This window comes from Nonomuraea sp. B1E8, from assembly GCF_039871515.1.
GTDB lineage: Bacteria > Actinomycetota > Actinomycetes > Streptosporangiales > Streptosporangiaceae > Nonomuraea.
In genome coordinates, this window is record NZ_JBDPLS010000012.1 from 317,055 (window position 1) to 343,154 (window position 26,100).

General features: G+C 72.2%; 24 protein-coding genes and 1 pseudogene. 9 read left to right on the top strand and 16 right to left on the bottom strand.

The window, feature by feature from the left end; all coding sequences use genetic code 11:
• The first annotated feature begins 147 nt into the window (after window positions 1-147).
• The 4 genes from ABGA98_RS34450 to ABGA98_RS34465 are packed head-to-tail and all read left to right on the top strand — an operon-like array spanning window position 148 to window position 5,499.
• Window positions 148-699 (top strand): hypothetical protein, encoded by a 552-nt coding sequence (locus ABGA98_RS34450; protein ID WP_347622609.1) that lies wholly within the window; start codon window positions 148-150, stop codon window positions 697-699.
• Entirely contained in the window at window positions 696-3,182 is a 2,487-nt protein-coding gene (locus tag ABGA98_RS34455) for an Hsp70 family protein (RefSeq protein WP_347622610.1), read from the top strand. Before ABGA98_RS34450 ends, ABGA98_RS34455 begins: the two co-directional genes overlap by 4 nt.
• A gap of 2 nt (window positions 3,183-3,184) precedes the next feature.
• Window positions 3,185-4,054 (top strand): OmpA family protein, encoded by an 870-nt coding sequence (locus tag ABGA98_RS34460; protein WP_347622646.1) that lies wholly within the window; start codon window positions 3,185-3,187, stop codon window positions 4,052-4,054.
• Window positions 4,051-5,499, top strand: a complete 1,449-nt coding sequence (locus tag ABGA98_RS34465; RefSeq protein WP_347622611.1) for a hypothetical protein — start codon at window positions 4,051-4,053, stop codon at window positions 5,497-5,499. The genes ABGA98_RS34460 and ABGA98_RS34465 overlap by 4 nt, the downstream gene beginning before the upstream one ends.
• 7 nt (window positions 5,500-5,506) lie before the next feature.
• Here the strand turns inward: ABGA98_RS34465 and ABGA98_RS34470 are convergent, their stop codons facing one another.
• Window positions 5,507-5,701 (bottom strand): hypothetical protein, encoded by a 195-nt coding sequence (locus ABGA98_RS34470; protein WP_347622612.1) that lies wholly within the window; start codon window positions 5,699-5,701, stop codon window positions 5,507-5,509.
• Between the two features lie 70 nt (window positions 5,702-5,771).
• Between ABGA98_RS34470 and ABGA98_RS34475 the strand changes: the two genes are divergently transcribed.
• Both ABGA98_RS34475 and ABGA98_RS34480 read left to right on the top strand, forming a co-directional pair.
• Entirely contained in the window at window positions 5,772-6,293 is a 522-nt protein-coding gene (locus tag ABGA98_RS34475) for a hypothetical protein (RefSeq protein WP_347622613.1), read from the top strand.
• A 243-nt stretch (window positions 6,294-6,536) separates the two neighbouring features.
• On the top strand, window positions 6,537-9,608 hold the full coding sequence (locus tag ABGA98_RS34480; protein ID WP_347622614.1) for an NEW3 domain-containing protein: 3,072 nt from the start codon (window positions 6,537-6,539) through the stop codon (window positions 9,606-9,608).
• A 33-nt stretch (window positions 9,609-9,641) separates the two neighbouring features.
• Here the strand turns inward: ABGA98_RS34480 and ABGA98_RS34485 are convergent, their stop codons facing one another.
• The 10 genes from ABGA98_RS34485 to ABGA98_RS34530 all read right to left on the bottom strand — a co-directional run bounded on the left by ABGA98_RS34485 (window position 9,642) and on the right by ABGA98_RS34530 (window position 19,287).
• The gene (locus ABGA98_RS34485; RefSeq protein ID WP_347622615.1) at window positions 9,642-10,826 is read right to left on the bottom strand and encodes a phospholipase D-like domain-containing protein; all 1,185 of its coding nucleotides are present in this window, start codon (window positions 10,824-10,826) and stop codon (window positions 9,642-9,644) included.
• A 3-nt stretch (window positions 10,827-10,829) separates the two neighbouring features.
• Window positions 10,830-11,867 (bottom strand): dipeptide ABC transporter ATP-binding protein, encoded by a 1,038-nt coding sequence (locus ABGA98_RS34490; protein WP_347622616.1) that lies wholly within the window; start codon window positions 11,865-11,867, stop codon window positions 10,830-10,832.
• A complete protein-coding gene (locus ABGA98_RS34495) occupies window positions 11,854-12,864 on the bottom strand; it encodes an ABC transporter ATP-binding protein (RefSeq protein WP_347622617.1) in 1,011 nt (336 codons plus the stop codon). The genes ABGA98_RS34490 and ABGA98_RS34495 overlap by 14 nt, the downstream gene beginning before the upstream one ends.
• Window positions 12,865-12,866: 2 nt before the next feature.
• On the bottom strand, window positions 12,867-13,736 hold the full coding sequence (locus ABGA98_RS34500; RefSeq protein WP_347622618.1) for an ABC transporter permease: 870 nt from the start codon (window positions 13,734-13,736) through the stop codon (window positions 12,867-12,869).
• Window positions 13,736-14,662 carry an ABC transporter permease gene (locus ABGA98_RS34505; RefSeq protein ID WP_347622619.1) on the bottom strand — a complete coding sequence of 309 codons (927 nt, stop codon included), beginning with the start codon at window positions 14,660-14,662 and terminating at the stop codon, window positions 13,736-13,738. The genes ABGA98_RS34500 and ABGA98_RS34505 overlap by 1 nt, the downstream gene beginning before the upstream one ends.
• Window positions 14,659-15,708 (bottom strand): LacI family DNA-binding transcriptional regulator, encoded by a 1,050-nt coding sequence (locus ABGA98_RS34510; RefSeq protein ID WP_347622620.1) that lies wholly within the window; start codon window positions 15,706-15,708, stop codon window positions 14,659-14,661. Before ABGA98_RS34510 ends, ABGA98_RS34505 begins: the two co-directional genes overlap by 4 nt.
• A gap of 34 nt (window positions 15,709-15,742) precedes the next feature.
• Window positions 15,743-17,290 carry an ABC transporter substrate-binding protein gene (locus tag ABGA98_RS34515; RefSeq protein WP_347622621.1) on the bottom strand — a complete coding sequence of 516 codons (1,548 nt, stop codon included), beginning with the start codon at window positions 17,288-17,290 and terminating at the stop codon, window positions 15,743-15,745.
• A gap of 12 nt (window positions 17,291-17,302) precedes the next feature.
• Entirely contained in the window at window positions 17,303-17,641 is a 339-nt protein-coding gene (locus tag ABGA98_RS34520) for a hypothetical protein (RefSeq protein ID WP_347622622.1), read from the bottom strand.
• 8 nt (window positions 17,642-17,649) lie between these two features.
• On the bottom strand, window positions 17,650-18,612 hold the full coding sequence (locus tag ABGA98_RS34525; RefSeq protein ID WP_347622647.1) for a DUF6772 family protein: 963 nt from the start codon (window positions 18,610-18,612) through the stop codon (window positions 17,650-17,652).
• A 204-nt stretch (window positions 18,613-18,816) separates the two neighbouring features.
• On the bottom strand, window positions 18,817-19,287 hold the full coding sequence (locus tag ABGA98_RS34530; RefSeq protein WP_347622623.1) for a PPOX class F420-dependent oxidoreductase: 471 nt from the start codon (window positions 19,285-19,287) through the stop codon (window positions 18,817-18,819).
• 114 nt (window positions 19,288-19,401) lie between these two features.
• Between ABGA98_RS34530 and ABGA98_RS34535 the strand changes: the two genes are divergently transcribed.
• Window positions 19,402-20,109: a ThuA domain-containing protein gene (locus ABGA98_RS34535; protein WP_347622624.1), complete on the top strand. Its 708-nt coding sequence runs from the start codon at window positions 19,402-19,404 to the stop codon at window positions 20,107-20,109.
• On the top strand, window positions 20,094-21,215 hold the full coding sequence (locus tag ABGA98_RS34540; protein ID WP_347622625.1) for a Gfo/Idh/MocA family oxidoreductase: 1,122 nt from the start codon (window positions 20,094-20,096) through the stop codon (window positions 21,213-21,215). The genes ABGA98_RS34535 and ABGA98_RS34540 overlap by 16 nt, the downstream gene beginning before the upstream one ends.
• Before the next feature lie 79 nt (window positions 21,216-21,294).
• Here the strand turns inward: ABGA98_RS34540 and ABGA98_RS34545 are convergent.
• From ABGA98_RS34545 to ABGA98_RS34565, 5 genes and pseudogenes are all read right to left on the bottom strand, one after another.
• Window positions 21,295-21,672, bottom strand: a pseudogene (locus ABGA98_RS34545) (methyltransferase domain-containing protein); the annotation flags it as partial.
• 307 nt (window positions 21,673-21,979) lie between these two features.
• Window positions 21,980-22,984 carry an NAD-dependent epimerase/dehydratase family protein gene (locus tag ABGA98_RS34550; protein ID WP_347622626.1) on the bottom strand — a complete coding sequence of 335 codons (1,005 nt, stop codon included), beginning with the start codon at window positions 22,982-22,984 and terminating at the stop codon, window positions 21,980-21,982.
• The gene (locus tag ABGA98_RS34555) at window positions 22,981-23,619 is read right to left on the bottom strand and encodes a TIGR04282 family arsenosugar biosynthesis glycosyltransferase (protein WP_347622627.1); all 639 of its coding nucleotides are present in this window, start codon (window positions 23,617-23,619) and stop codon (window positions 22,981-22,983) included. Before ABGA98_RS34555 ends, ABGA98_RS34550 begins: the two co-directional genes overlap by 4 nt.
• On the bottom strand, window positions 23,616-24,281 hold the full coding sequence (locus tag ABGA98_RS34560; protein WP_347622628.1) for a glycosyltransferase family 2 protein: 666 nt from the start codon (window positions 24,279-24,281) through the stop codon (window positions 23,616-23,618). Before ABGA98_RS34560 ends, ABGA98_RS34555 begins: the two co-directional genes overlap by 4 nt.
• Window positions 24,282-24,435: 154 nt before the next feature.
• Window positions 24,436-25,326 (bottom strand): sigma-70 family RNA polymerase sigma factor, encoded by an 891-nt coding sequence (locus ABGA98_RS34565; protein ID WP_347622629.1) that lies wholly within the window; start codon window positions 25,324-25,326, stop codon window positions 24,436-24,438.
• Between the two features lie 364 nt (window positions 25,327-25,690).
• On the opposite strand from ABGA98_RS34565, the gene ABGA98_RS34570 reads away from it, so the two are divergent.
• Window positions 25,691-26,074, top strand: a complete 384-nt coding sequence (locus tag ABGA98_RS34570; protein ID WP_347622630.1) for a DoxX family protein — start codon at window positions 25,691-25,693, stop codon at window positions 26,072-26,074.
• Window positions 26,075-26,100 lie beyond the last annotated feature (26 nt).

A 26,100-nucleotide genomic window follows, 5' to 3' on the forward strand; every position in this document is an offset into this window, starting at 1 on the left:
GCCGAGTCCTCCACACGCGCGTTGCCGGCGGTCCGCCACCTGACGCACCTGAACTTTCCTTCATAGCACGGTGGCTCTGGGACCGGTCCCAGAGCCACCGCACTATGTTGCTTTGCCAACCTGCACAAACAGAAAAGGGGGGCTGACGTGGCCCTGCTGAGCTCCATCAGAGCGCACGTGCGGCAACTGCAGCACCCTCGGGAATTCAGGATCCACGCCGCCGTCTGGCCGGCGGACGCCCTTGCGGCGTTCGAACGGCTCGCAGCCGGCGAGCTCGTGAAAACGGCTGATGAGCCCGTGCCGGAGGAACCCGCGCGGATCCCGATCGTGGGCAACTCCGAGCGGATCCAGCACGACACCCTTTCCGGTTCATCCGTCGCCGACGTGGTGACGAGCATCTGGCGGCTCGACCGGCGGGTACGACGCGTGCCCGGGGTGACCCGATCCGCGACCCGCCATCTGGAAATGGCGTGGGACACGCTCGTCCAGGCCGGCGTCAAGATCCAGGACCATCTGAACGACCCCTTCGACCCGGGACTTTCGATCAAGGTGCTGTCCTACCAGCCCACGCCGGAGCTCGACCGCGACCGCGTGGTCGAGACGATCCGGCCCAGCATTTACCTGAACGACCAGATGATCCAGCGAGGAGAGGTGATCGTGGGCACCCCCGACCCCGTCGCGAAGGAAGCCGCTCAGTGACCAGGACCACGATCGACTACGGCATCGACCTCGGCACCACGAACAGCTCGATCGCCGTGCTGAACGGCGTCGACGTCGAGGTGATCAAGAACAATGACGACCAGTCCGAGAGCACTCCCTCCGCGATCTGGATCGACCGCAGGGACCGGCTCTACGTGGGTGACCGGGCCAAGAAGAAGAGCGAGATCGACCCCGCGAACACCTGCATCGAGTTCAAGAGCAAGATGGGCATGACCGGCCAGGCCAAGGTCTTCCCCAACGGCGGCCGGTCGATGACGCCCGAGCAGTTGTCGGCCGAGGTGCTGAAGTCGCTGAAGGGCGACGTCGCGCAGCGGTACGGCGAGGACCTGCGGGCGGCGGTCATCACGGTTCCCGCGGCGTTCGAGCTCAGCGCCTGCGAGGCGACCGAGCAGGCCGCCCGGCTCGCCGGACTGGCGCACGCCCCGCTGCTGCAGGAGCCGACCGCCGCCGCGCTCGCCTACGGGTTCCAGTCGACCGCGGACAACGCCTTCTGGCTGGTGTACGACCTGGGCGGCGGCACGTTCGACGCGGCCGTGGTCAACATCAGGGACGGCGAGTTCACCGTCGTCAACCACCGGGGCGACAACACCCTCGGCGGCAAGCTGATCGACTGGAAGATCGTCGAGGAGCTGCTCATCCCCGCGCTGGCCCGGCAGCACCGGTTCGCCGACCTCCGCAGGGGAAACCCGCAGTCGCTCGCCGTCATCGCCCAGCTCAAGCAGGCCGCGGAGCAGGCCAAGATCCGGCTGTCACGGGCGGAGTTCGCGGACATCACCATCGAGCTCAAGGACGACCGCGGCGAGCTGGTCGAGTTCGAGTACGACCTGCGGCGGGCGGACGTGGAGCGGCTCACCGAGCCGTTCGTCGTGCGGTCGGTGAACCTGTGCAGGAAGGCGCTGGAGGAGCGCGGGCTCGGCGCGGCCGACATCGAGAAGGTCCTGCTGGTGGGCGGCCCCACCCTGTCGCCCTACCTGAGGGAACGGCTCGCCGACCCCAGGGACGGGCTCGGGATTCCGCTCGACCACAGCAGGGACCCGATCACGGCCGTCGCCACGGGCGCCGCCGTCTTCGCCGGGACGCAGCGTCTGGACAGCATGGAGCCGCTGCACGTGCCGGCCGCCGGCGAGTACGCCGTCGACCTGGCCTATGAGCCGATGGGGCCGGAGACCGAGCCGCTCATCGGCGGCCGGGTGTCGGGGGCGGACACCGAGGGGTTCGCGATCCAGCTGGTCAACCCCGAGGCGCAGCCGCCCTGGTCGAGCGGGAAGATCGTGCTCGACCCCGACGGGACGTTCACCACCACGCTCTGGGCCGAGCGCGGGCGTGCCAACACGTTCCACATCGAGCTCACCGACGCCGCGGGGACGCGCCGGAAGGTCACTCCCGACCGGCTCACCTACCGCGTCGGCACCGTCGACTCCCAGCCGGTGCTGACCAACTCCATCGGCGTCGGCCTGGAGAACAACGAGTTCAGCGAGCTGGTCAAGCGGGGCACCCCGCTGCCGGCGCGGCGCAGCCACCGGCTGTGGACCACGGTCGCGCTCAGCAGGAGCAAGAACGAGGGCTTCATCAGGATCCCCATTCTGGAGGGTGAGCACCCGCGCGCCGACCGCAACCGGGGGATCGGCCGGCTGCAGATCGATCCGGGCCAGGTCACCCGCGACGTGCCGGCGGGCAGCGAGGTGGAGTTCTCCGTGGTGATCGACCAGTCGAGGCTGGTCGTCGCCCGGGCCTACATCCCCCTGCTCGACGAGGAGTTCGAGCACGTCGCCAACCTCCGTACGGAGACGGCCCCCACGTACGACGAGCTGGCGGGCAGGATCCGCGCGGAGAAGCACCGCCTGAGCGAGGCCCGCACCCAGGCCGCCGACCTCGGCGACGCGCGGGCCCAGGCGCTGCTCGCCACGATCGACGCCGAGGCGACGGTCGCGGACGTGGAGGCGCTGGCCGACGCGGCACGCGCCGATCCGGACGCGGCGACGGCCTGCGGCAAGCGGCTGCGCGACCTCCAGGCCGCCATCGACGGGGTGGAGGCGGTGATGGAGTGGCCGAAGCTGGTCGCGGAGGCGAAGGAGGCGATGACGCACGTCAGGGCGATCGTCCTGGCCAGGGGCGACTCGAACGACGAGCGAACGCTGTCCTCCCTCGAGTCGGCGACGCGGGAGGCCATCACGGCGCACGACACCGCCCTGCTGAGCAGGCGTATGCGGGACCTTTGGGAGCTCGCGGTGGACGTGCTGGACCGCACGGACGAGCTGCCGGTGATCCGTTTCGACCATCTCCGGAGCCTGCAGCCGGAGATGCGTGACAGGGACGAGGCCGCGCAGCTCATCGCCACCGCCAGGAAGGCGGTCGAGCAGGGCGACTTCAGGACGGTACGCGACGTCAACCGCCAGCTGGAGCGCATGTTGCCGGAGCCCCCGCCGCTCGACCTCAGCAGCACCGTCGTGAACGGCTCGTGAGCATGCCGCCGTCGATCACCCGCGAGCTGACCCTCGCCCAGGCCAGGGCCCTGGCCAGGGACGGACGGTACGCCGAGGCCGTGGACCTGCTGGAGGACCTTCAGGGAGACACCAGCGTGGCGGTGCTGGACCTGCTGGCCCGCGTGCACGCCCAGCAGGGCGACCTGGACCGCGCCGACCGGTACTGGGCGGAGGCGGAGAAGATCGCGCCCGGCGCCACCGAGATCGCGGCCGGGCGGCGCCGGATCGCGGCCATGCGCCCGGCCGGCCGGCGGCGCAGGACCGGCCGGGTGCTGCTGGCCGGCTGCGCGGTGCTGGTCACGGCCGGCGCGCTGGCCCTGCTCGTCGACATCCGGATGGAGACGGCCAGGCTGGGGGCGGCGCAGCCGCCTGCCGCGCCGGTCGTCGTCACGCGGACGGTCCCGGCCTCGCCCTCCCCGCCGGCCGGACGTGAGGTCCTGACCGGCGTACGACTCCAGGTTCCGGGCGTGCGGGTGAGCCGGTCGCGGCAGGAGATCTCCGTCGCCTTCGAGGAGGCCCTGTTCAGCGAGGGCGCCACCCTGACCCGCCGGGGGAGGGCCGTGCTCGGCGATCTGGGAGCGCGCCTGCGCCCGTACGCGGGCGAGATCGAGGTCGCCGTCATCGGCCACACCGACAGGAACGCGATCCTGCCGGGCGGCGAGTACGCCAGCAACACCGACCTCGGCCTGGCCAGAGCCGTCTACGTGCGGGAGGTGCTGCGCGCCGCGTCGCGCATCCCCACCACCAGGTTCGCGGTGTCGTCGATGGGCGGGCTCATGCCGCCGTTCCGGGACGACGCGCGCAACCGCACGGTCACCCTGCGCATCTCCGGAGCCGGAGCCACCCGATGACGCTTGCCGAGCTCAAGCCGGACCTCTACCGGCAGAACGCCTTCCGGGTCACCGGGCTGCCCGTGCGCGCGACGGCGCGTGAGGTCCGGCGGCACACCGACCGGCTGCTCCTCATGGAACGCCTCGGCAAAGCGGGCACGACCCAGGGGATGCTACCGCCGGAGCGGCCGTTCGACGAGGACGCCACGAAGCGTGCGGTGCAGCGCCTCAGAGATCCGGTGGTCCGGCTGGTGGACGAGCTCTTCTGGTTGTGGCCCGTGGACGGTGACGACGCCGCCATGGCCGCGCTGCTGCGGGGCGAGCCGGACGAGGCGCTCCACCTGTGGGAGCACACGGAGGCCGGACCGGCCGGGGCCGTCGCCACGCACAACCTCGCGGTGTTCTCCCTGGTCAAGGCGCTCGAATCGGACGAGCTGGACGACGATTGCCTGCGGTCGTGGCGGCGGGCGTACGCGTGCTGGGCCAAGGTGATCGCCGACGACACCTTCTGGGACCTGGTGCGGGCCCGGGCGGAGGAGTTCGACGATCCGCGGCTGACCGCGCGCACGGTCCGGCGGATGCGCGACGACCTGCCCGCGGCGCTGCTGTCGATCAGCGCCCAGCTCGCGGCCAGGGCCGTCAGGGAAGGGCGGCTGCGGGACGCGCGCAGGCACGCCGGAGTCATGAGCAGGTCGGGGCAGGCCCCCCAGCTGGTCGACGACGCCCTGCGGGCCGCGCTGGAGCCGGAGGCGTCCAGGATGAAGGCGCTCTGCGAGGGCGCGTACCAGCAGCTCAAGCCGGATCCCGGCCGCGGCGACGAGCTCGCCGAGCGGCTCCTCGACGAGGCCAAGCCCCTGCTCAGGGTGCTCACCGAGGTGCTGCCCGACGACCACTGGGCGGTGCGGGACGCCGGCGACGATCTCGCCCAGGCGGCCCTCGCCTGCGTGGTGGCCTTCGTCAACGCGACGAAGGAGAACCGGCGTGCCCTGGAGCTGCTCGATCACGCGCTGGCCCTGGCGGTCACGGACCCCGTCCGCGACCGGGTCCAGGAGAACATCGACATCATCAGCGACAACCTCTCCCTGCACGCCTGCTTCTTCTGTGGCCGGGATGCGGACCCGTCGGCCGTCCTGGTGCGGAACATGTTCGGGGATGTCAACCACCTGCAGTGGAGGACCACCTGGCGGACGGCCACGATCCAGGTGCCGCGCTGCGCCCGCTGCAAGGGCCGGGCCGCGCGGCGGCAGATCGTGATCACCGCGCTCGTCCTCCTGGTCTTCGTCACGGCCATCGCGTTCGTGGCGGGTGTCGCCGTCGAGTTCGGGCTCATCCTGATCGGGCTCGACGTGCTCCTTATGACCCAGGTGGTGGCCTTCGCCCCGGGCCGCGCCCTCGAGGAGTTCCCTCCCGTCAGGGATCTGCTGCTCAAGCGCTGGAGTTTCGGCGACCGCCCGCGGGGGACATGACGGCCGGCTACGGCCGCAGCCGCAGGTCGGCGAAGAGCGCCCGGTGGTCGGAGCCCGGCGGGTCGTGCACCTCGACGGCGATCGCGCCGGCCCGGCCGTCGGCCGGCACGTGGTCGATGGCCACCAGCGGGGGCAGCCCCCGATGCGCGGCGGCCCGGAGGCGGGCGCGGGAGCAGCGCGGCGACCCCGGCGTGCCACGCACAGTCGCACGGTAAACGGTCATTCTTAACCGAAGATGAGGATCCGCTCCGGTTTGCTGCCAGGATGGGACGGTGGTGAAGGGCAAGATCGTGTTAGTGGCGGTGATCGGCGCGTCGGTCCTCACCGGGTGCGCCGCGGAGAACGACCCGTCGCGGGCGCAGCCGGGCGACTGCCTGGAGGCGGTCGGGGAGGGAAGGAAGACCACCGATTTCCGGATCGTCGGCTGTGCCGCGCCGGAGGCGGCGTACCGGGTGGCCACGCGGCTCAAGCGCGGCGAGCGGTCGTGCGGGAGCACCGCCTACGGCTACGCGAGCAGCGGATACGTCAGGGGCGGCCGCTGGCATCTGTGCCTGACGCTGAACGCCGAGGTGGGCGAATGCTTCCATCAGGAGGTCGGCTTCCCCACCGGCAAGGCGACCAAGGTGGCGTGCGGGCCGTCGGCGACGTACAAGATCGTCAAGCGGGTCGACGGGACCGCCGACAAGGAGCTGTGCGGCGAGGACGCCGCCTACCCCGTGCGCAACGACCTGGCCCGCCCGATCTGCCTGGTCTACCCGGATCCGCCGCTCACGATCTGCACCGACCGCGCGTGACCGGGCCCGCCGGACGGGCATCTCTCAAGCTCCTCGGGGGCGTGCGTACCGTCCGTGGCAGGCCGGCCGCCGGCCACGCGCGGCGAAAGCGGTTTTCCGGCAAGCGGGCGAATCTTGCGCATCGCCGGCGAGTGGTCAATAGTTGAGCAATATCGGTCAGGTTCGGTCGATCTGGTGACCGGAACTGAGCGGGCCCGGGTGCCGCCCGGTCGCCGTCACCCCCCGAGAACGCCCGAGGTGACCATGAGACGCACGGCCGCTGCGCTGGCGATGCTCGCGGTGCTCGCCGCGCCGCACGCCCTGATCCCCGCCCCGGCGGCCGCCGCCCCCGAGCCCCAGCCGACGTATCCGGAGGTCGGCAGGGGCACGGACTTCCTCGACCACCGCGCGCTGCTGACCGGCCTCGCCGAACCGGAGTGGTACGAAGCCAACATCCCCTTCCTGGACGTGCCCGACCAGGAGATCCAGGACGTCTACTACTACCGCTGGAGCACCTTCAAGCGGCACGTCCGCTACACCGACTCCGCGACCGGCCACATCATCACCGAGTTCCACAACGCCCCCGGCTACGCCGCGCCGCTCGGCGGCATCGTCGCCGCCGCGGGCCACCACGTGTACGAGGGCCGCTGGCTGCGCGACCCCCGCCCGATCGACGACTACCTCACCTACTGGCTGCGGGGCCCCGGCGCAGGGCCCAAGCCGAAGGAGGACTTCGTCAACGAGGACACCGACGACTGGGCCCACCAGTACGCGTGGTGGGCGGCCGACGCCGCCTACCAGCGCTACCTCGTGACCGGCGACGCGTCCTTCGTCGAGAACCTGCTGCCCGACCTGGTCCGCCAGTACGACAAGTGGGGCGGCCAGTACGACGAGCGGCTCGGCCTCTACTGGTCGGTGCCGGTGTGGGACGCGATGGAGTACACCGCCTCCTCCTACGAGACCGACCCCGAGGACCCCTACCACGGCGGCGCGGGCTACCGGCCGACGCTGAACGCCTACCAGTACGGCGACGCCAGGGCCATCGCGGCGATCGCCGAGATGCGCGGCGACAGGGCGCTGGCCGAGACGTTCGGGCGGCGGGCCGACGCGCTGCGCGACGCCCTGCACCGCCACCTGTGGGACGAGGAGCGGCGGTTCTTCTACCACAAGGCCCGCGCCGACCTGGACCCCGAGCAGAAGCTGGTGTCCACCAGGGAGCAGATCGGGTTCGTGCCGTGGGCGTTCGGCATGGCCAGGCCCGGCACCGAGCGGGCGTGGGCGCAACTGCTCGACCCGCAGGGGTTCGCCGCGCCGTACGGGCCGGCCACGGCCGAGCGGCGCAGCCCGCTGTTCATGAAGGACGCGCTGAGCGGCTGCTGCCGCTGGAACGGGCCGAGCTGGCCGTACTCGACGTCGACCACGCTGACCGGGCTGGCCAACCTGCTCAACGAGCGCGACCAGGACGTGGTGACCGCCGCCGACTACTACCGCCTGCTGCGCGGCTACGCGCTCACCCAGTACAAGGACGGCCGCCCGTACGTCGCCGAGGCGCACCACCCCGACGAGCCGCGCTGGATCTACGACGGCAAGGGCCACAGCGAGCACTACAACCACTCCACCTTCAACGACCTGGTGATCAGCGGCCTGATCGGGCTGCGCCCGCAGGCGGGCGGCAAGGTCGTGGTCAACCCGCTGGCCCCCGCCGGGTGGACGCACTTCGCGCTGGAGAACGTGCCCTACCACGGGCACAACGTGACGGTCCTGTGGGACCGCGACGGCACGAGGTACGGCCAGGGCAAGGGCCTGCGCCTCTACGTGGACGGCAGGCTCGCCGCCACCCGGCCGGGGCTCGGCGAGCTGGCCGCCCGCGTGCCGGCCCCGGCTCCCGGCCGCTCCACGCGCCCGAGCAACGACGCCGCCAACCCGCACGGCACCGGCCACCCCAAGCCGTTCGCCTCCTACACGGGCGCCATCGACAGCGTGTGGGACGCCGTGGACGGGCGGATCTTCTACGACGACATCCCGCACAGCCGGTGGACGAACCACCGCTCGCCGAACGCCGAGGACCATCTCGGCGTCGACTTCGGCGTGCCGACCCGGGTGAGCGACGTGCGGTTCCACACCTACGACGACGGCGGCGAGGTGCGGGCGCCGGCGTCGTACCGGCTGGAGTTCCTGGACGGCGGGGTGTGGCGCGAGGTGCCCGGCCAGGCGCGCACGCCGGAGCGGCCCGCCGGCGCGGCGCTGAACCGGGTCACGTTCCCCGAGCTGACGACGACCGCGATCCGGCTGGTGTTCGTGCCGCAGCCCGGCGCGTACGTCGGCGTCACCGAGCTGCAGGCGTGGTCGCCCGCCGCCGGCGACACCAGCCTCGACGCGACCGTCACCGGGCAGGGCACGCCCGCCGCCGTGACCACGACGTTCGCCAACCACGGCCGCAGGCCGGCCACGAAGGTGAAGGTGGAGCTGGCCGTGCCGCCCGGCTGGTCCGCCGAGCCACGCGGCAGGACGGAGACCTCCGTGGTGCGGCCGGGCGGCGAGTTCACGGTGCGCTGGCGGGTGTCGCCGCCGGACGGCCAGGGGCCGCGCCCCGACGTCCACCCCGTGCGCGCCTTCGCGACCTACGACCGGCAGGCGCGGGCGGTGAGCGCGTACGCGCACGTGGAGCGGGAGCTCGACCCGGCCGCGTACGCGAAGGCCGAGGTGGAGGACACGTTCGCCACCGACACCTCAGCGGGCTACACCGTGCACCGGCCGGAAGGCGGCGAGGCCGAGCCGCAGATCACGGTCGGCGGGGGCAGGTTCACCGGCAGCGGCACCCGGCCGTTCTTCGGCGTGGTCGCGGGACCGGCGGGGCCGTCGTCGGCCGACGCGATCAGCATGGTGACGGCCGGGACCTTCGCCGGCACCGGCAGCGCCGAGGACAGCGTGTTCGTCGGCTGGGTCAAGGACCGGGACAACTACGTGACCGCCTGGTACAACCACACCCGCAAGCAGTCGGGCATCAACGTGCGGGTCGGCGGCCGGTTCCTCGACACGCCCGGTGACACCGCGCTGGCCCTGGAGCCCGGCGACAGGTTCGCGCTGGTGTTGTCCGGCGACACCATCACCTCCTTCGCCCGGACGGCGCGGACGGCCGACGCGGCCACGACGGGCCGCGCACCCGGCGAGGCGGGGATGGGTGGCGCGGCCGGCGAGTGGCGGCGGCTGCGCACCGCCTCGATCGGCGGCACGCTCGCGACCCCGCAGGCCCGCGAGGGCTTCCGCCACGGCTTCGGCCTGCGCGGCACGTCCGGCACGATCGCCATCACGGCCCTGGAGGGCCGCAGCGGCTAGACCAGGCCGTCCGTGCCGTCCGTGCCGTGCCGGTTATGGCTGGGGCGTGGCCGGTGCGGCCACCTCGCGCATGCGCTCGAAGTTCGCCACGTACCGCCCGTAGACGTTCCGGTTGTTCAGCCGCAGCAGCACCTCGTCGTTGCGGCGCAGCGAGGTCTCGTTGTAGTTGTGGCTGCCGGTGAACACCCAGCGGGCGTGGCGGTCGCCGTCGTACGAGCCCTCGACGAGCAGGTATTTCGAGTGCACGCGGCCGGGCAGCGCGCCCCCGTCGCCGAGGGCGCGCAGCTCGACGCGCGGCTCGGCCAGCAGCAGCTCCTTGACCTCGTCGTCCATGATCCCGTAGACGATCCGCACCGTGCAGCCCTCGGCCGCCAGGTCGCGCAGCCGCCGCGGGATCGCGACTCGGTAGGCGTCCCACTCCGACATGCCGGCCCTGATCGTCGTCCCGCCCCGGCAGGACACCTTGCCGAGCTCGTCGACGATGGGGTCGCCGCTCGCCTTGGGGAAGAAGTGCGCCCGTACGGAGCCGCCGGGCCCGCCGGTCTGGACGACCCGGTAGTAGTCGAGGTTCTTGCGCTCGGCGGCCAGGTCGGCGAAGTAGCCGGCGTAGGCGTCGTACAGGCGCCGGTTGCCGGGCAGGACGACCGCGTTGTTCCAGTACGTCGTGGAGTTGAGGTTGGTCAGGTTGGCCGACGACTGCACCACCACCGCGGAGGCGTCGCCGGTGCGCGAGAACAGGTAGAACTTGTTGTGCTGGCCCTTGTTGCCGATGCAGGCGGCGGTGCCGCCGGAGGGCGGGCCGGTGCACACGTGCAGCCAGGAGCGCGCCGAGGTGTCCGTGCCCAGCGCCGCCGCCAGCTTCTCCGCGACGGCCGCGCCGCGCCTGTCGCCGTCCAGGACGACCTGCACGTCCACGTCGCGCTGGTGCGCCTTGACGAGCTCGTCGGCGAACTCGGCGCCCGCGGCGCCCGACATGACGAAGTGGGCGACCTGGATGCGGGCGCCCGCGGGCGTCTGCTTGACGAGGCCGCAGAGCTTTCGGACGAGCGCCGCCCCTTCCCCGCTCACCGGATCGTTGAAGACGGCCGCCGTCGTCACCGGCGTGGCGGGCGCGTCCGCGCAGGTGCTCGCGGAGGCGGCGGCCGGGGCCGCGCCCGCGAGCACGGCGGTGGCCATCAGGGCGCCTGCGGCGAGCGCGGGCAGGAACGTGCCTGGCATGGATCACTCCTTCGTGAGACGGCCGCTCTCGGGCGCCGTCGTGGCGGGGGGCGGAAGCGCTCCGGGGAAGTGGCAGGCGACCGGGTGACCCGTGTCCCGTTCGACCAGCGCCGGTTCCTCGTCGCGGCACCGATCCTGGGCCCGCCGGCAGCGCGTACGGAAACGGCAGCCTGTCGGCGGGCGCAACGGTGAGGGAACATCTCCGGTCAGGACGATCTCGTCGCGCTCGCCGTCGGCCCGCCAGTCGTCCAGGCTGGGCGCTGCCGACAGCAGGGCCTGCGTGTACGGGTGGGCCGGGTTCCGGTAGATCTCCTCCTTGGAACCGGTCTCGACGATCTTGCCCAGGTACATCACCGCCACCCGGTCACACAGGTGCCGGACGACGCCCAGGTCGTGCGAGATGAACAGGTACGACACGCCCAGGTCGCGCTGCAGCTCCTGCAGCAGGTTGAGGATCTGCGCCCGCACCGAGACGTCGAGCGCGGACACGGCCTCGTCGCAGACGATCAGCCGGGGCCGCACGGCCAGTGCCCTGGCGATGCTGATGCGCTGGCGCTGCCCGCCCGAGAACTGGTGGGGGTAGCGGCCGGCGTGCTCGGGGCGCAGGCCGACGCGTTCCAGCAGGGCGCGCACCTCGTCGTCCCACCGCTCGCGCGGCACCAGCCCGGGGTGGATGCGCCACGCCTCCTTGATGAGGGCGTCGACGGTCATGCGCGGGTTCAGCGAGGCGTACGGGTCCTGGAAGACGAGCTGGATGTCGCGGCGCAGCCTGCGCAGCTCCTTGGCGGGCAGGGCGCCGAGGTCGCGGCCGTCGAACAGGACCCTGCCGCCGGACGGGCGCACCAGGCCGACGATGGTCCGCGCGATCGTGGACTTGCCGCACCCGGACTCGCCGACCAGCCCGACGGTCTCGCCCGCGCCGACGGTCAGGCTCACGCCGGCCACGGCCCGCACCTCGCCCCCGGGCCGGCCGATCCCCGGCCGCAGGCGGTAGCTCGTCACCAGGTCGGACAGCTCCAGCAGGGGTTCAGCTTCGGCCATGCGCGATCACCTCCTCCGCGAAGTGGCAGGCACTGGCCCGCCCAGCGCGGAGCTCGCGCGGGGCGGGGTCGTCCGTGCGGCAGACGTCCCTGGCGAACGGGCAGCGCGGGTGGAAGGCGCAGCCGGCGGGCCGCGCGGCCAGGTCGGGCGGCCGGCCCTCGATCGCCTCCAGCGGGGCGCCGAGGTCGCGGGGGTCGGGCACCGCCCGCATCAGGCCCAGCGTGTACGGGTGGGCGGGCCGCTCGTACACCTCGGCCACGGTGCCGGTCTCGACGATGCGGCCCGCGTACATGACGGCCACCCGGTCGGCCGCCCGCGCGACCACGCCGAGGTCGTGGCTGATGAGGACCATGCCGAGCCGCTCGGCCCGCTGCCGCTGCCGGAGCAGCCGCAGGATCTGCGCCTGGACGGTCACGTCCAGCGCCGTGGTGGGCTCGTCGGCGATGAGCAGCCGCGGGTCGAGCGCCAGCGCCATCGCGATCATCACCCGCTGCCGCATGCCGCCGGAGAAGCGGTGCGGATGGTCGTCCAGCCGCCGCTCGGCATCGGGGATGCCCACCTGCGCCATCAGCTCCGCCGCCCGGCGGCGGGCCTCCGCCCGGCCGGTGCCGCGGTGCCTGCGGAACATCTCCGCGATCTGGTAACCCACCGTCAGCGACGGGTTCAGCGCGCTCAGCGGATCCTGGAAGATCATGGAGATGCGCTCGCCCCGCAGCGCCTGCCACTCGCGGCCGGACAGCCCGGCGACGTCGCGGCCCTCGATCGAGACGCGCCCTCCCGCGATGCGCGCCGCCTGCGGCACCAGCCCCATCAGCGCCTGCGCGGTCACGCTCTTGCCGCTGCCGGACTCGCCGACGATCGCGAGCGTCTCGCACTCGCCGACCTCGAAGGACACCCCGCGCACGGCCCGCAGCGGCCCCGCCGGCGTGTCGAACTCCACGGCCAGGTCCTCGACCTTCAGCAGCGGTGCCGCGGATCCGTTCGCCCTCTCACTCATCGTCACAGCTCCGTCATCGGGTCGGAGGCGTCGCGCAGCAGGTCGCCGAGGACGCCGATGCTGACCACGACGAGCGCCAGTGCGGCGCCCGGCACGGCGGCGATCCACCAGGCCGAGGCGAGGTAGTCGCGGCCCTCGGCGATCGTCGAGCCCCAGGACGCCTGCCCGGCGGGCACGCCGAGGCCGAGGAAGCTCAGCGACGCCTCGGCGACCATGGTCAGGCCGACCTGCACGGTGGCCGCGACCATCAGCGGAGGCAGGCACGACGGCAGGATGTAGCCGGCGAGGATGCGCGCGTGGGAGGCGCCCATCACCCGCGCCGAGTCCACGAACTCCCGGTCGCGCACGGCGAGCGCCGAGCCGCGCACCACCCTGGCGAAGATCACCCATCGGGTGACCGCCAGGGCGATGATCACGTTCACCATGCTGGGGCCCAGGACCCCGGCCAGCAGGATGGCCAGCAGCAGGCTGGGGAAGGCGAGCTGGATGTCGCCGACCCTGGAGATGATCCCGTCGGCCCAGCCGCCGAAGTAGCCCGCGAGCAGGCCGAGCAGCAGCCCGACCGTTCCGCCGACGGCCACGGTCACCAGCGCCACGGTCAGCGAGGTGCGCATCCCGGCCAGCACCTCGGCCAGGAGGTCCTGCCCGACCTGGTCGGTGCCGAGCCACGCCATCGCGCCGTCGGACAGCCGGGTGCCCGGCGGCAGCAGCCGGTCGACCGGGCTGGTGCGGGCCGCGTCGTACGGCGCCAGCAGCGGCCCGAGCAGTCCGGCCAGCACGAACAGCAGCACGGTCCCGAGCGCCAGGTGCGCGCGCAGGGGCAGCCCGGCCAGCCGGCCGGCGAGCGTCGCGCCTCGCACGTTCACTGTCATCAGGCGTTCTCCAACTGGATCCTGGGGTCGAGATACACGTAGAGCACGTCGACCAGCAGGTTGAGCAGGATGTAGCAGACCGTGATCACGGTCAGGACGGCCTCGACCACGGCGTAGTCGCGGAAGGTGATCGAGTCGATCAGCAGCGACCCGATCCCGGGCCAGGCGAAGATCACCTCGACGATGACGCCGTTCGCGATGAAGTAGCCCATGAGCAGGCCCAGCATGGTCACCACCGGCACCAGGGTGTTGCGCAGCACGTGGATGGAGAAGACCACCCGCGGGCTCAGGCCCTTGGCGTGGGCCGTGCGGACGTAGTCCTGGTTCATCTCCTCGAGGATCCCGGTGCGTACGAGCCGGCCCAGCCAGCCCACGAACGGCAGCGCCAGCGTGAACGCGGGCAGCAGCAGGCTGACCATGGTGCCGTCGGCCGTGCTGGGCAGGATCTGCAACCAGCGCGCGAAGATGAGCGAGAGCATGATGCCGATCCAGAACGGCGGCAGCGCCTGGCCGACCAGCGACGACACCGAGACCAGGTGGTCGGCCCAGGTGTTCGCGCGGCGGGCGGCGAACGTGCCGGCCGCGAAGCCCAGCACGATGGTGATCACCATCGCCCACGCCGACAGGGACAGGGTCGAGCCGAGACGCTCCAGGCAGGCGTCCAGGGCACTGACGCTCTGCCGCCAGGAGTGGCCGAAGTCGAGGGCGACGACGTCCCGCATGTGGGCGGCGTACTGGACGAGCAGGGGCTCGTCGAGCCCGAGGCTGCCGCGCAGCTCCTCCAGCGCCTCGGGCGTGGCCTGGCTGCCGAGGATCAGCTCGGCCGGGTCGCCGGGCAGCACGCGCAGGGCGACGAAGACGATCGTGATCGCGCCCCAGATCTGGAGCAGCGCCTGGGCGAGCCGACGTCCGAGGTAGGCGGTCATGTGCCACCACCGCCGCTCGACGCCCGCACGACCAGCCGGGGCGGGAACAGGACCTGCTCCGGCGTCCCCGCCGCCGCGCCGAGCCGCCGCAACATGCGGTCGACGGCCGACACGGCGATGTCCGCGGCGGGCAGCTCCACGGTGGTGAGCGAGGGGATCACGTAGGGGGCGAACGGGTGGCCGCCGTAGCCGACGACCAGGATGTCGTCGGGGATCCGCAGCCCGGCCTCGTCGGCGACCCGGTAGACGCCGAGCGCGAAATAGTCGTTGCCGGCCACGAACGCCATCGGGCGCTGCGCGGACCGCACGACCTCCCTGGCCAGCCGGTACGCCTCGCTCGGGTCCCACGGCATCGCGCTCTGCTCCAGCCGCCGGGTCGGCACCCTGATCATGGTGTCGGGTTCGACGGGCAGGCCGCTGTCGGCCATGGCCCGCCGGTAACCCTCGACGCGGTCGTCGACCGCCGAGACGCCCAGATCCTCCTCCAGGAAGTAGATCTTCCTGGCGCCCTGGGCGACGGCGTGCCTGGCGGCCTCGTAGCCGCCCTTGACGTGGTCGACGCCCACCAGGTCGGCGTTCAGCTCGGGCACGTCCCGGTTGATCAGGACCAGCGGGACGCCGGCCGCGCGGAAGCGCCGCCAGTGCTCGGCCCCCTCCTGCACCGTCACCACGAGCACCCCGTCCACGCCGCGCCGCAGCAGCTCCTCGGCCGCGCGCCGCTCGTTGGCCAGGCTCTCCTCCGTCGCCATCAGCAGTAAGGAGTAGCCGTGCCGCCGGCAGTGCTGCTCCATCCCGCTGATGAGCTGGGCGTAGAACGGGTTGGACGGATTGGTGATCACCATGCCGAGCGTGCTCGCGGAGCCGAGGACCAGCGACCTGGCCGTGGAGTTGGGCACGTAGCCCAGCCGCTCGGCCTCGGCCTTCACCCGCTGGCGCGTCTCCAGGCCGACGCTGTCCTTGTCGGCGAGGGCTCTGGAGACGGTGTTCACGGAGACGCCGAGGCTCTCGGCGATGTCCTTCAGTGTCGTACGGCGTGCCTCACGCATGGCGCTCCCGGGCTGGGGTCTGGTCTCGCACGGGTCACCCGGTGGCCGACACCGTGCGGAACTCGGGCTGGCTGTTGGCCGCGGGGACGAAGCCCGCGACGGAGGAGCGCAGCCCGTACGTGGCGGCCAGCGCCGCGGGGAAGACGCCGACCGCGTCACGCCAGATGATCTCGCATGCCCGGCTGTACAGCGACTTTCGCTCGTCCTGGTCGGAGGTGGCCTTGGCCCTGGCGAGGATGCCGTCGAGCTCCTTGTTCGCATAGCCCATGCGGTTGGCCTCGCTGGTGTAGAGCCGGCCGAGGGTGTAGTCGGCGTCTCCGGTGGTCACGGTGTTGACCTGGAGCTCGATGTCCCAGTCGAGCGCCGTGAGCCGCTTGAGCCAGGCCGCCTTCTCGATCTGCTGCGGCTCGACGACCACGCCGACCTTGGCCCAGGCCGAGATGATCGACTGGGCCAGCTCGGTGGCGAGGGGCCCGGTGTCCTTGAACCACATCATCGAGGTACGGATCCCCGAGCCGTGACCGGCCTCGGCCAGCTCGCGCCTGGCCAGGTCGGGGTCGTACGCGTAGGGCTTCTGGGGGGCGTGACCGAAGACGGCGGACGGGATCGGGGCGTCCATGACGGCGGCGGCGTCGCCGTACAGGCTGGAGACGATGGTCTTGACGTCGAGCGCGTGGAGCAGCGCGCGGCGCACGCGCGGGTCGGAGAAGGGTTTCCTGCCGCAGTTGAACCAGGTGAGGAAGTAGTTGACGCCCGGCTTGCTCTCGATCTTCACGCCGTCGACGCCGCGCAGCCGTTCGAGCTCGTCGGGCGGGATGATCCAGGTGACGTCCACCTCGCCGTTCTGCAGCGACGTCATGCGCGTGGAGGACTCGGGGATGTACGGCAGGCGCAGGCCGGCCAGTTTGGACGCCCCGCCCCAGTAGCCGGGCGCGGGCTTGAGCACCAGCTGCGACGAGGGCGTGAACGACTCGACGGCGAAGGGGCCGCTGCCGATCGCGTTGCGCGACAGGTCGCCCTTGCCGATCTGGGCGGCGGGCAGGATGAAGGCGAGGGCCAGGTTCACCAGCAGGGTGCCGGCGGGCTCCTTCGTGGTGATCGTGATGGTGCGCGGGTCGGGGGCCTTGATCGTGTCCACCGTGGACCACAGCGGCTTCTGCGGGCCGTCGGAGGCGGCCAGCCGCTCCAGCGACGCCTTGACGTCGGCCGAGGTCAGCTTGCCGCCGTCGTGGAAGACGACGCCGTCGCGGAGGGTGAACTCCCACGTCGTGTCGTCGGGCTGGCGCCACGACGTGGCCAGGCTCGGCGCCGCCTTCTGGCCGTCCCAGGCGACGAGCGTGTCGTAGATCTGCCGGTTGGCCAGCAGCGACGCCTCGTCCACGGCGCTCGGGCCGTGCGGGTCCAGGTCGTTGATCGCCTGGTAGAACGCGGCGCTGAGCGGCCGGTTCCCTCCTGCGGCGGGTCCCGTCTCCTTGCCGCCGGGGGCGCACCCGGTGACGAGGGCGGGGAGGGAGGCGCCGGCGGCCCCGGCTCCCAGGAGGGCCAGGAACCGCCGCCTGCCCACTCCCTCCGTTGCCGTCATGTCGAACTCCTCTCAGCTCTTGAGTGCCAGGTAGATCAGGACCTTGGCCTTCGGGTCGCCGCCGGTCAGCGTGGCCCGCAGGCGCAACCAGTGGCCGAACTCGCGCACCCGCATGGACACCAGCCCTGGTTCCGTGGCGACCTGCTCGGTGCTCCCGTCGTCGTCGCACCAGTGCAGCCCGTCGGGGGAGATCTGGGCGGTCAGCCGCAGGGCGGGCGTGTCGCCCTCCAGGGCCAGGGTCCGTACGAACCAGCGCGCCTCCGCGGCCCACCCGGCTTCGTACGGCTCGGTCACGAAATCTGCGGTGAAAGTGGTGTTGCGCTCAAGAACGGCGGTAAGAGCGTGCCTCATGCCGGTGTTCACCAATCCACGGAAATCAGTGCGGAATCAAGGAAAAGGAAGTTGCGCACCGGGGAATGGGTGCGCACGCTCACGTAGAAATTGAGCAGGTTCTCGAGGCCGTCGTACTTGTCGGGATAGGCGGGCACCGGGACCTGGCGCATGTCCATGATCCGGTCATTGACCTGCAACTCGATGTTCGTCCGCGTCCTGGTGTCGAACTGCCAGCGCAGATAGTGCCAGTTGACCTTGGTCGGCACCTCGTTGTAGCAGAGGAACTGCGGCTCCTCGTCGAGCGGGCGCCAGTCCTCGGGGTTCGGCGCGGTGAAGTCCTCGGTGGGCGACAGGTTCTCCTGGTTGTGCAGGTTCTCCCTGGGCGTCGGCTCGGGCACCACGGGGTACATCCAGCGCCTGGTGAAGTTGTGGTCCAGGTCGGTGTTCTGGTAGCGGGCGACGCAGTGATAGCGGATGCCCTCGCCGTCGCACAGGTCCGTGGCCACGGTGAACGCCCCGAACTGAGCCTCGGACGGGTGCAGGTTGCCGTCCCACTCGATGTCGCCGAAGCTGTTGCCGAGCGAGGACTCGGCGGTGGCCGCCTCGCTCTTGTAGGTGAAGTACGTCTCGAACTGCACCACCCCGCGCCTGGCCATGGTCAGCCGGCGGATCGCCACCGCGGTGTGGCCGGTCACCGGCCGGGTGGCGACCTTGAGCGCGTAATTCCCGCTCATCGCGGCGTGCGTGCCGATGTCGAAGAAATCGCACGCGCTGAGCTGCGGCGGGCGGAAGTCGCGCATGTGCACGTCGACCGTGTCGAGATTTCCGTGGCCGTCGTGGTTTCCGATGAGTTCGCACCAGCCGTGCGTTCCTGTGGTGAACTCGTCGAAGGCGAGTATGCGGGGGAGCGGGTTGAACTTGGAGAGTTTGGGGTCTGCTGCGATCAGCGCGCGCCGGAGGTCATCGGCCGGAACACGGGAGGTGTCCACGCTCAAGGGGGCGTCCTTCTCGTCGACAATTACCTGGGAGGATGAACGTTCACGTGAACGTTAATTTCAGGTTTCGAGGACGCTAACTCGCCCAATTGCGGATGTCAAGGGACCTACGCGGACATTTCCGACGACAGGTCGTGGCCTCGCGCGCCGTGGGCAGGGGATCGGGCGCCGCCGCCCGACCGTCAGGACGTCCGGGTCTCAGTCCCCGGACACCAGGCGCGCGGGGAACCCGCCGGTCGCGATGGGCCCCCAGCGCTCGATGTGCAGGCGGATCAGCGACTTGTCCTGGCGCCGCATGGCCGCCCGGTACTCGTCCCAGTCGGGATGCTCGCCGGCGATGCACCGGTAGTACTCGACCAGCGCCTCCAGGGCTTCCGGCATGTCGAGCACCTCGGCGCGGCCGTCCACCTGGACGTACGGGCCGTTCCAGTCGTCGGACAGCACGCAGATCGACGCCCGCTCGTCACGGCGGGCGTTGCGCGCCTTGGCCCGGTCGGGATAGGTGGAGACCACGATCGTGCCGCCCGCGTCGACGCCGCAGGAGACCGGCGAGAGCTGCGGCCGCCCGTCGGCGCGGGTGGTGGACAGCAGGCCGTGATGCCTGGGGCGGAGGAACTCGAGCAGCTCGGGCAGCTCGACGCGGCGTGCGGTAGCGATGTTCGGAGCCATCTCATGTGCCTTTCACTCAGCTGAGGTCACGATCCTTTCACCGGCCCGGCCTCCTGGAACGCGGGGCGGGATGCGACCATCGGAGTCGTTGACCACAGAACGATGGGTGATGGCATGACAGGTGAGAACGGCAGGAAAGCCCTTGTGGTGCGGGGAGGCTGGGAGGGGCACGCCCCCGTCGAGGCCACGGACCTCTTCGTGCCCTTCCTGGAGAAGCAGGGGTTCGAGGTGGTCAAGGCGGACTCTCCCGCACCGTACGCGGACCCCGCGTTCATGTCCGGCGTCGACCTCGTCGTGCAGTGCTACACCATGGGCACGATCGAGCGGGCCGAGTTGCAGGGGCTGGAGGCCGCGATCCGCGCCGGCACCGGGATGGCGGGCTGGCACGGCGGCATCGCCGACTCCTTCCGTAACTCCTCCGACTACCTGCACCTCATCGGCGGGCAGTTCGCCTGCCATCCGGGCAAGGGCCCGGACGCGGAGGACGCGGGCACGCAGGAGCACTACTTCGTCCCGTACACCGTGAACATGTCGCCCGAGGCGGCCGGCCACCCCATCACCGAGGGCATCGCCGACTTCGACCTCGTCACCGAGCAGTACTGGGTGCTGACCGACGACTACGTCGACGTGCTGGCCACGACCACGCAGCGGGTGCGCCCGTGGGACCCGTGGCACCGCGAGGTGACCTCGCCCGCCATCTGGACCCGGCGGTGGGGCAACGGCCGGATCTTCGTCGCGACCCCGGGGCACAGCGTCGACGTGCTCCAGCACGACAGCGTACGCACGGTCATCGAAAGGGGCATGGTGTGGGCGAGCCGGTGAACGTGGGCGTCGTCGGGTGCGGCGCGATCTCCGCCCAGTATTTCCGCACCATCGAACGGCTGCCGCAGGTGCGGCTGGTCGCGGTGGCCGACCTCGACCTCGACAGGGCGCGGGAGGCGGTACGGCCCTACCCCGGCACCGACGTGCTGAGCGTGGCCGAGCTGATGGCCGACCCGCGCGTGGACGTCGTGCTCAACCTGACCGTCCCGGCAGCCCACGCCGAGGTCGCGTTGCAGGCCATCGCCGCCGGCAAGGACGTCTACTGCGAGAAGCCCCTGGCCGCGAACGTGGCCGACGCCGCGCGGGTGCTGCAGGCGGCCGGCGAGGCCGGGGTGCGCGTCGGCTGCGCGCCCGACACGGTGTTAGGGACGGGCACGCAGACCGCGCGCAAGGCGATCGACGACGGCCTGATCGGGCGGCCCGTCGCGGCCACCGCGACGATGATGACGCCGGGCCACGAGCGCTGGCACCCCAACCCCGACTTTTACTACGCCCCCGGCGGCGGCCCGCTGCTCGACATGGGCCCCTACTACGTCACCTGCCTGGTGACGCTGCTCGGGCCGGTCGTGACCGTCGTCGGCGCCGCCGGGCGCACCCGGGCCAAACGCACGATCGGCTCGGGCCCCCGCCAGGGCGAGGAGATTCCGGTCAGCGTCGACACCCACGTCACCGGGGTGCTCGTGCACGCGTCAGGGGCGCTGTCCACGCTCGTGATGAGCTTCGACGGGGTCGCGACCAGGTCGCCCAACATCGAGGTGCACGGGGAGAAGGGCTCGCTCGTCGTACCCGACCCGAACCACTTCGACGGCGCCGTCCTTGCGTCGGTGCTGGGGGAGGAGGGCTGGCGGGAGCTGCCGGCGGCGGCCGGCTACGTCGAGGCCGGGCGCGGCGTGGGACTGGCGGACCTCGCGTCGACCCGCCTGCACGCGGCCGGCGGCGCGGAGCCGCGCGCGGGCGGATCGCTGGCCTTCCACGTGCTCGACGTCATGGAGTCGCTGCTGGACGCGGCGCGCTCCGGCACGGCGGTGACCATCGCGAGCACCTGCGAACGCCCCCCGCCCGTGGCCCTGCGCTCCCTCGCCGGCGGGCTCGACGGCCTGCCGTAGGCGTGCGACGGTCCGGTCCTCCGTCCCGTCCTGGGCGGGACGGAGGGTCCTGGGACGCTCTCCACGGGCGTGCCCGGCCGAGCCGGAAGTCGCCCTCCGGCACCCGCTCGCGAGCGCGGGCGAGCATGTCGGGCGAGCTGTCGACGCCGATGATCTGGTGGCCGCGACCGGCCAGGGCCGCGGCGAACCTGCCCGTGCCGCACGCGGCGTCCAGGGCGAGGCCCACCGGCAACGTGCCGACGATCTCCTCGATGATCGGCTCGTCGTAGGAGAACGCCGAGTTGGGATCGTCGTACGTCCGCGACCAGATCCGGTAGCCCTCGACGGTGTCGACGCGGACGACGTCGACGGCGGCATCGGCCAGTGCCGGATCGTCCAGCAGGCGCCGGATCTCGGCGATGCGCGCCTCGACGAACGCGCGGTCGTGCTCCCCGGTGAAGGAGCGCATCAACGCCATGCCTTCGAGGCCGAGCACGTAGGCCAGGGGGTTCTCGTAGGTCACGGCGACACGCTAGCGACGGGGCGAACACGCGTGCCAACGCTTTTCTCCTGCGCGCGAATGCGCAGGGTGAACGGACGGTACGTCGAGGTCGAGTACGCCGACGGCCGCTGGTTGGCCACCTGCACCGGCCCGGCACCGCAGCCGGTGCACCTGGGCGGGGCGAGCCGCCGCGGTGACGCCGGTGGCCCGGCTCCAGCGAGCGGCTGCGGAAGCCGTGACGGTCCGGCTCCGGCGAGTGGTGTGGTGTCGGTGGTGGTCCGGCTCAGGCGAGGGGTGCGGTGGCGAACTCCTTCATGCCCTCCGCGAAACGCACCCGCGCCCGGAAGCCGAGCTCCGCGGCGGCCCGGTGCGGCGCGGCCACGATGTGGCGCACGTCGCCCAGCCGGTACTCCCCGGTGGTGACCGGCTCGGGGCCGCCGCGCTGCGCCGCCAGTTCCCTGGCCAGCTCGCCGACGGTGTGCGGCTCCCCGCTCGCGATGTTGTACGCCGCCAGGCATCCCGCCCGGCCACCGGCGAGGGCGGCGACGTTGGCGCCGGCGACGTCGCGGACGTGGACGAAGTCGCGCGTCTGCCCGCCGTCCTCGAACACCCGGGGCGCACGACCGGCCTCCAGGGCCGACCGGAAGATCGCCGCGACCCCGGAGTAAGGAGTGTCCCTCGGCATCCTGGGGCCGTAGACGTTGTGGTAGCGGAGGGCGACCGCGGTGCCGCCGGTCTCGCGCGCCCAGTTGGCGGCGAGGTGTTCCTGCGCGAGCTTCGTGGTGGCGTAGGCGTTGCGCGGATCGACCGGCGCGTCCTCGTCGATGGGGGAGTAACGCACCTGGTCGCCGCAGCGGGGGCAGCACGGCTCGAACGACCCCCGAGCCAGGTCCTCGGCCGAGCGCGGGCCGGGCCGCACCCGGCCGTGCCGCGCGCAGTCGTAGGCGCCCTCGCCGTAGACCACCATGGAGGAGGCCAGCACCAGCCGCCTGACGCCGCGGGCGGCCATCGCGGCCAGCAGCACCGCCGTGCCGTACACGTTGGTCGAGGCGTAGCCGGGCAGGTCGGCCACGTTCACGCCGAGGCCGACCCTGGCCGCCTGGTGCACGACCGCGCCGGCGCCCGCCAGCACCCGGTCGAGCAGTACGGGGTCGCGTACGTCCCCGCCGGAGCGCAGGTCGAGCGGCACGACCTCGTGACCGGACGCCTCCAGCGCCGCCACCACATGACCGCCGATGAACCCGGCGGCGCCCGTCACCACCACCGTCCGGTCGCGCGCGCCGGTCACAGCCGCGTCCCGGTCCCGGCGAGCGCGGCGGCGTAGCGGGAGCGCGGGGCCAGCGCCGCCACCTCGATCGCGTCCGCCATGGTGTCCACGTCGGTCAGGCACGGCAGCGACGCGACGCTCATCCCCGCCTCCTCCATCCGCCGCAGCTGGATCTCTCCGGTGTCCGGCTCCGACATCGGCACGCCGAGCAGCAGCGCGGGGTCGGGGTCGCGCAGCCCGAGCAGCCAGAAGCCGCCGTCGTTCGCGGGGCCGAACACCGCGTCGCGGCCGTCGAGCAGCGCCACGGCCTCGGCCAGCAGGTCCGGGGTGACCTGCGGGGTGTCCATGCCGATCAGCACGACGGGGACGGGCAGCAGCCGGTACGCGTCCTCGAAGGCCGCCGCCAGCCGCTCGTCCAGGCCGCCGCCGCGTTGCGGGAGCACGGTGAATCCGGAGGGCAGCCACGCTCCGGGGGCGCCGTCGAGGACCAGCACCCGGCGTACGGCGGGCACCCGGGCGACTGCGCGCAGCGTGTCCTCCAGCGCTGCTCCGGCCACGGCGGCCGCCTCCTCGGGGGTGAGCGGCGGGACGAGCCGGGTCTTGACCTTCCCCGGCACGGGCTCCTTGGCGATCACGACGATCTGCGTCCGGTTCACGCGGTTCCGTCCTGGCGGGTCATGACCCGCCGCATGTCGCCGATGGCCCGCAGGGTGCCGCGTACGGTGCCGGTCACCTTCGACCGGCCGTTGCGGGGCAGGTAGTCGACATCGACCTCGACGATGCGCCAGCGCGCGGCCCCCGCGCGCAGGACCATCTCCAGCGGGTAGCCGAAGCGCCGGTCGACGATCCCCAGCCGGAGCAGCGCGACGCGCCGGCAGGCGCGCATCGGCCCCAGGTCGCGCAGCCGGGCACCGGTACGGCGGCGCAACCGCCTGGCCAGCACGGCGTTGCCCAGCCTGGCGTGCGCCGGCCACGACGCGCCGGGCCGGCGGACCCGGCGGCCGAGGACGAGATCGGCGTCGCCGGACATGACGGGCCCGCTCACCCGGGGCAGCTGCTCGGGATCCAGCGACGCGTCGGCGTCCATGAAGCACACGACGTCCGAGGTGGCGGCGGCGAGCCCGGCGTGGCAGGCGGCGCCGAACCCCGTCCGCGGCTCGCTCACCACCGTCGCGCCGAGCTCGGCGGCGATCTTCGCCGAACCGTCGGCCGAGCCGTTGTCGACCACGATCGGGTGGAAGCCGTGCGGCATCCGCCCGAGCACCCACGGGAGGGCCGCCGCCTCGTTGAGGCAGGGCAGCACCACGTCGATCTTCATGCCGCCGACGCTACTGCGATGTCCCGGTTCGCACCCTTGCGCCGGGTGCCGTCTTTCCGAGAAATGACCAGCTCAGAGCCATCAGGAGAACCGGCCGGGGCGGCAGGGCCCTCGGCTCCGCCCTCCCTGCGGCCCCTCCGCGAGGGACACCGGGTCAGTCCCGCGGCAGGGCCAGGTCGAGCCGCGCGACACGTTCGGGGTCGGAGAGGATGTCGATCGCGGCGATCCTGCCGTCGGCGACGGTGAAGCCGAGGACCGATCGCGGCCGGCCGTCCTCGCTGCTGATCAGCCCGGCCGCCCCGTTCACCAGCACGGGCTGCACGGTGCGGGTGGTCGTGATCCGCTGGAAGTTCGGGGCGTGCCCGGCCACCGCGGCGGCGCCGCTGATCGTCCACGAACCGCCCTCGGCGAACGCGCCCGCGTCGATGCGCAGGACCACGTCGGGATCCAGGACGGCGAGCAGCGCGGCGAAGTCACCGCCGCGAGCGGCCGCCAGGAAGGCGTCGACGACCCGGCGCTGGCGTACGGGGTCGCGGTCGGGCGACGGGATCGTCCCTCGTACGCGCTGTCTGGCCCGGCTGGCCAGCTTCTTGGCCGTGTCGGGGGAGCGGTCCACGATCGTGGCGATCTGCTCGAACGGCACCGCGAACATGTCGTGCAGCACGAAGGCCAGCCGTTCCGCCGGGCCCAGCGAATCCAGCACCACCTGCAGCGCCAGGCCGACGGCGTCGGCGATCAGGGCCTCCTGCTCGGGGTCGCCTCCGGCCTCGGGGCTGACGACCGGATCGGGCAGCCGCTGCTCCAGTGGGGTCTCGCGGCGCGCGGCGCGTGCGCGCAGCATGTCCAGGCAGACCCGGCCGACCACCGTGGTGAGCCAGCCGCCCAGGTTGCCGATCGCGCCGGAGTCCGTACGGCTGAGCCGCAGCCACGCCTCCTGCACCGCGTCGTCGGCCTCGGTGAGAGAGCCGAGCATCCGGTACGCCACCGCCTTCAGGTGGGTGCGGTGTTCCGCGAATCGTTCGGCCAGGAACTCGTCAGCGTCCACGGTCACATCATCCTTCGATCAGGGTCGTTCCTTTCCTTGACGGAACGGACCCGGCGAAGGTGACGGATTCGGCGAACCCTGATGTGTACGCGTACGGCAGAAACGCGTGAGCGGGAAGCTCGCGCAGGCTCGACGCCGCCGCGGCCCGCCGTACCGCCATCGAGCTGGCCGTACCCGCGCCGCCGGGCCGCCCCCGGCCCCGCTGGACGCGCTGTGGGCGGGCGCACGCCTGGAACAAGCGACGCACGTCACACTTGGCTGCCGTCACAGGGTGCCGAGCTGCTCTGTCTGAGAGGGGCGACAGTGAATCGCCGCTCCGGTCCCAGGGCCGGACACCCCAACAACTCTTAGTGGAAGAGATCGCATGAACCTCGCCCTGTGGATCTGCGCCGGACTGCTGGCCGTTGTCCTCCTCATCGGTGGCGTCGGCAAGCTGATCGTGCCTCGGGAGAAGATGGCCGCCATGCGCGGTGCGGGATGGACCGCGGACTTCAGCGCCGGGTTCCTGAAGGTCCTCGGGGCCATCGAGGTCCTGGGGGCGGTGGGACTCCTCCTGCCCGCGGTGACCGGCATCGCGCCGGTTCTGGTGCCGGTGGCGGCGGTCGGCGTGGTGGTGCTGATGGTCGGTGCGATGGTCACGCACCTGCGCCGTGGTGAGGTCATGTCGGCCGCGGGGAACCTGGTCTATCTCGCCCTGGCCGCCTTCGTGGCGTGGGGCCGCTTCGGTCCCGAGTCCTTCCTCGGCTGACGCCGACATCCGGGTCGGGCACGCAC

What these genes read in the sequence shown, in the direction of transcription:
- ABGA98_RS34460 (WP_347622646.1), top strand. Translation starts at nt 3,185, where the DNA reads ATGCCGCCGTCGATCACCCGCGAGCTGACCCTCGCCCAGGCCAGGGCC.
- ABGA98_RS34465 (WP_347622611.1), top strand. Translation starts at nt 4,051, where the DNA reads ATGACGCTTGCCGAGCTCAAGCCGGACCTCTACCGGCAGAACGCCTTC.
- ABGA98_RS34480 (WP_347622614.1), top strand. Translation starts at nt 6,537, where the DNA reads ATGAGACGCACGGCCGCTGCGCTGGCGATGCTCGCGGTGCTCGCCGCG.
- ABGA98_RS34485 (WP_347622615.1), bottom strand. Translation starts at nt 10,826, where the DNA reads ATGCCAGGCACGTTCCTGCCCGCGCTCGCCGCAGGCGCCCTGATGGCC.
- ABGA98_RS34490 (WP_347622616.1), bottom strand. Translation starts at nt 11,867, where the DNA reads ATGGCCGAAGCTGAACCCCTGCTGGAGCTGTCCGACCTGGTGACGAGC.
- ABGA98_RS34495 (WP_347622617.1), bottom strand. Translation starts at nt 12,864, where the DNA reads ATGAGTGAGAGGGCGAACGGATCCGCGGCACCGCTGCTGAAGGTCGAG.
- ABGA98_RS34500 (WP_347622618.1), bottom strand. Translation starts at nt 13,736, where the DNA reads ATGACAGTGAACGTGCGAGGCGCGACGCTCGCCGGCCGGCTGGCCGGG.
- ABGA98_RS34505 (WP_347622619.1), bottom strand. Translation starts at nt 14,662, where the DNA reads ATGACCGCCTACCTCGGACGTCGGCTCGCCCAGGCGCTGCTCCAGATC.
- ABGA98_RS34510 (WP_347622620.1), bottom strand. Translation starts at nt 15,708, where the DNA reads ATGCGTGAGGCACGCCGTACGACACTGAAGGACATCGCCGAGAGCCTC.
- ABGA98_RS34515 (WP_347622621.1), bottom strand. Translation starts at nt 17,290, where the DNA reads ATGACGGCAACGGAGGGAGTGGGCAGGCGGCGGTTCCTGGCCCTCCTG.
- ABGA98_RS34520 (WP_347622622.1), bottom strand. Translation starts at nt 17,641, where the DNA reads ATGAGGCACGCTCTTACCGCCGTTCTTGAGCGCAACACCACTTTCACC.
- ABGA98_RS34530 (WP_347622623.1), bottom strand. Translation starts at nt 19,287, where the DNA reads ATGGCTCCGAACATCGCTACCGCACGCCGCGTCGAGCTGCCCGAGCTG.
- ABGA98_RS34535 (WP_347622624.1), top strand. Translation starts at nt 19,402, where the DNA reads ATGACAGGTGAGAACGGCAGGAAAGCCCTTGTGGTGCGGGGAGGCTGG.
- ABGA98_RS34560 (WP_347622628.1), bottom strand. Translation starts at nt 24,281, where the DNA reads ATGAAGATCGACGTGGTGCTGCCCTGCCTCAACGAGGCGGCGGCCCTC.
- ABGA98_RS34570 (WP_347622630.1), top strand. Translation starts at nt 25,691, where the DNA reads ATGAACCTCGCCCTGTGGATCTGCGCCGGACTGCTGGCCGTTGTCCTC.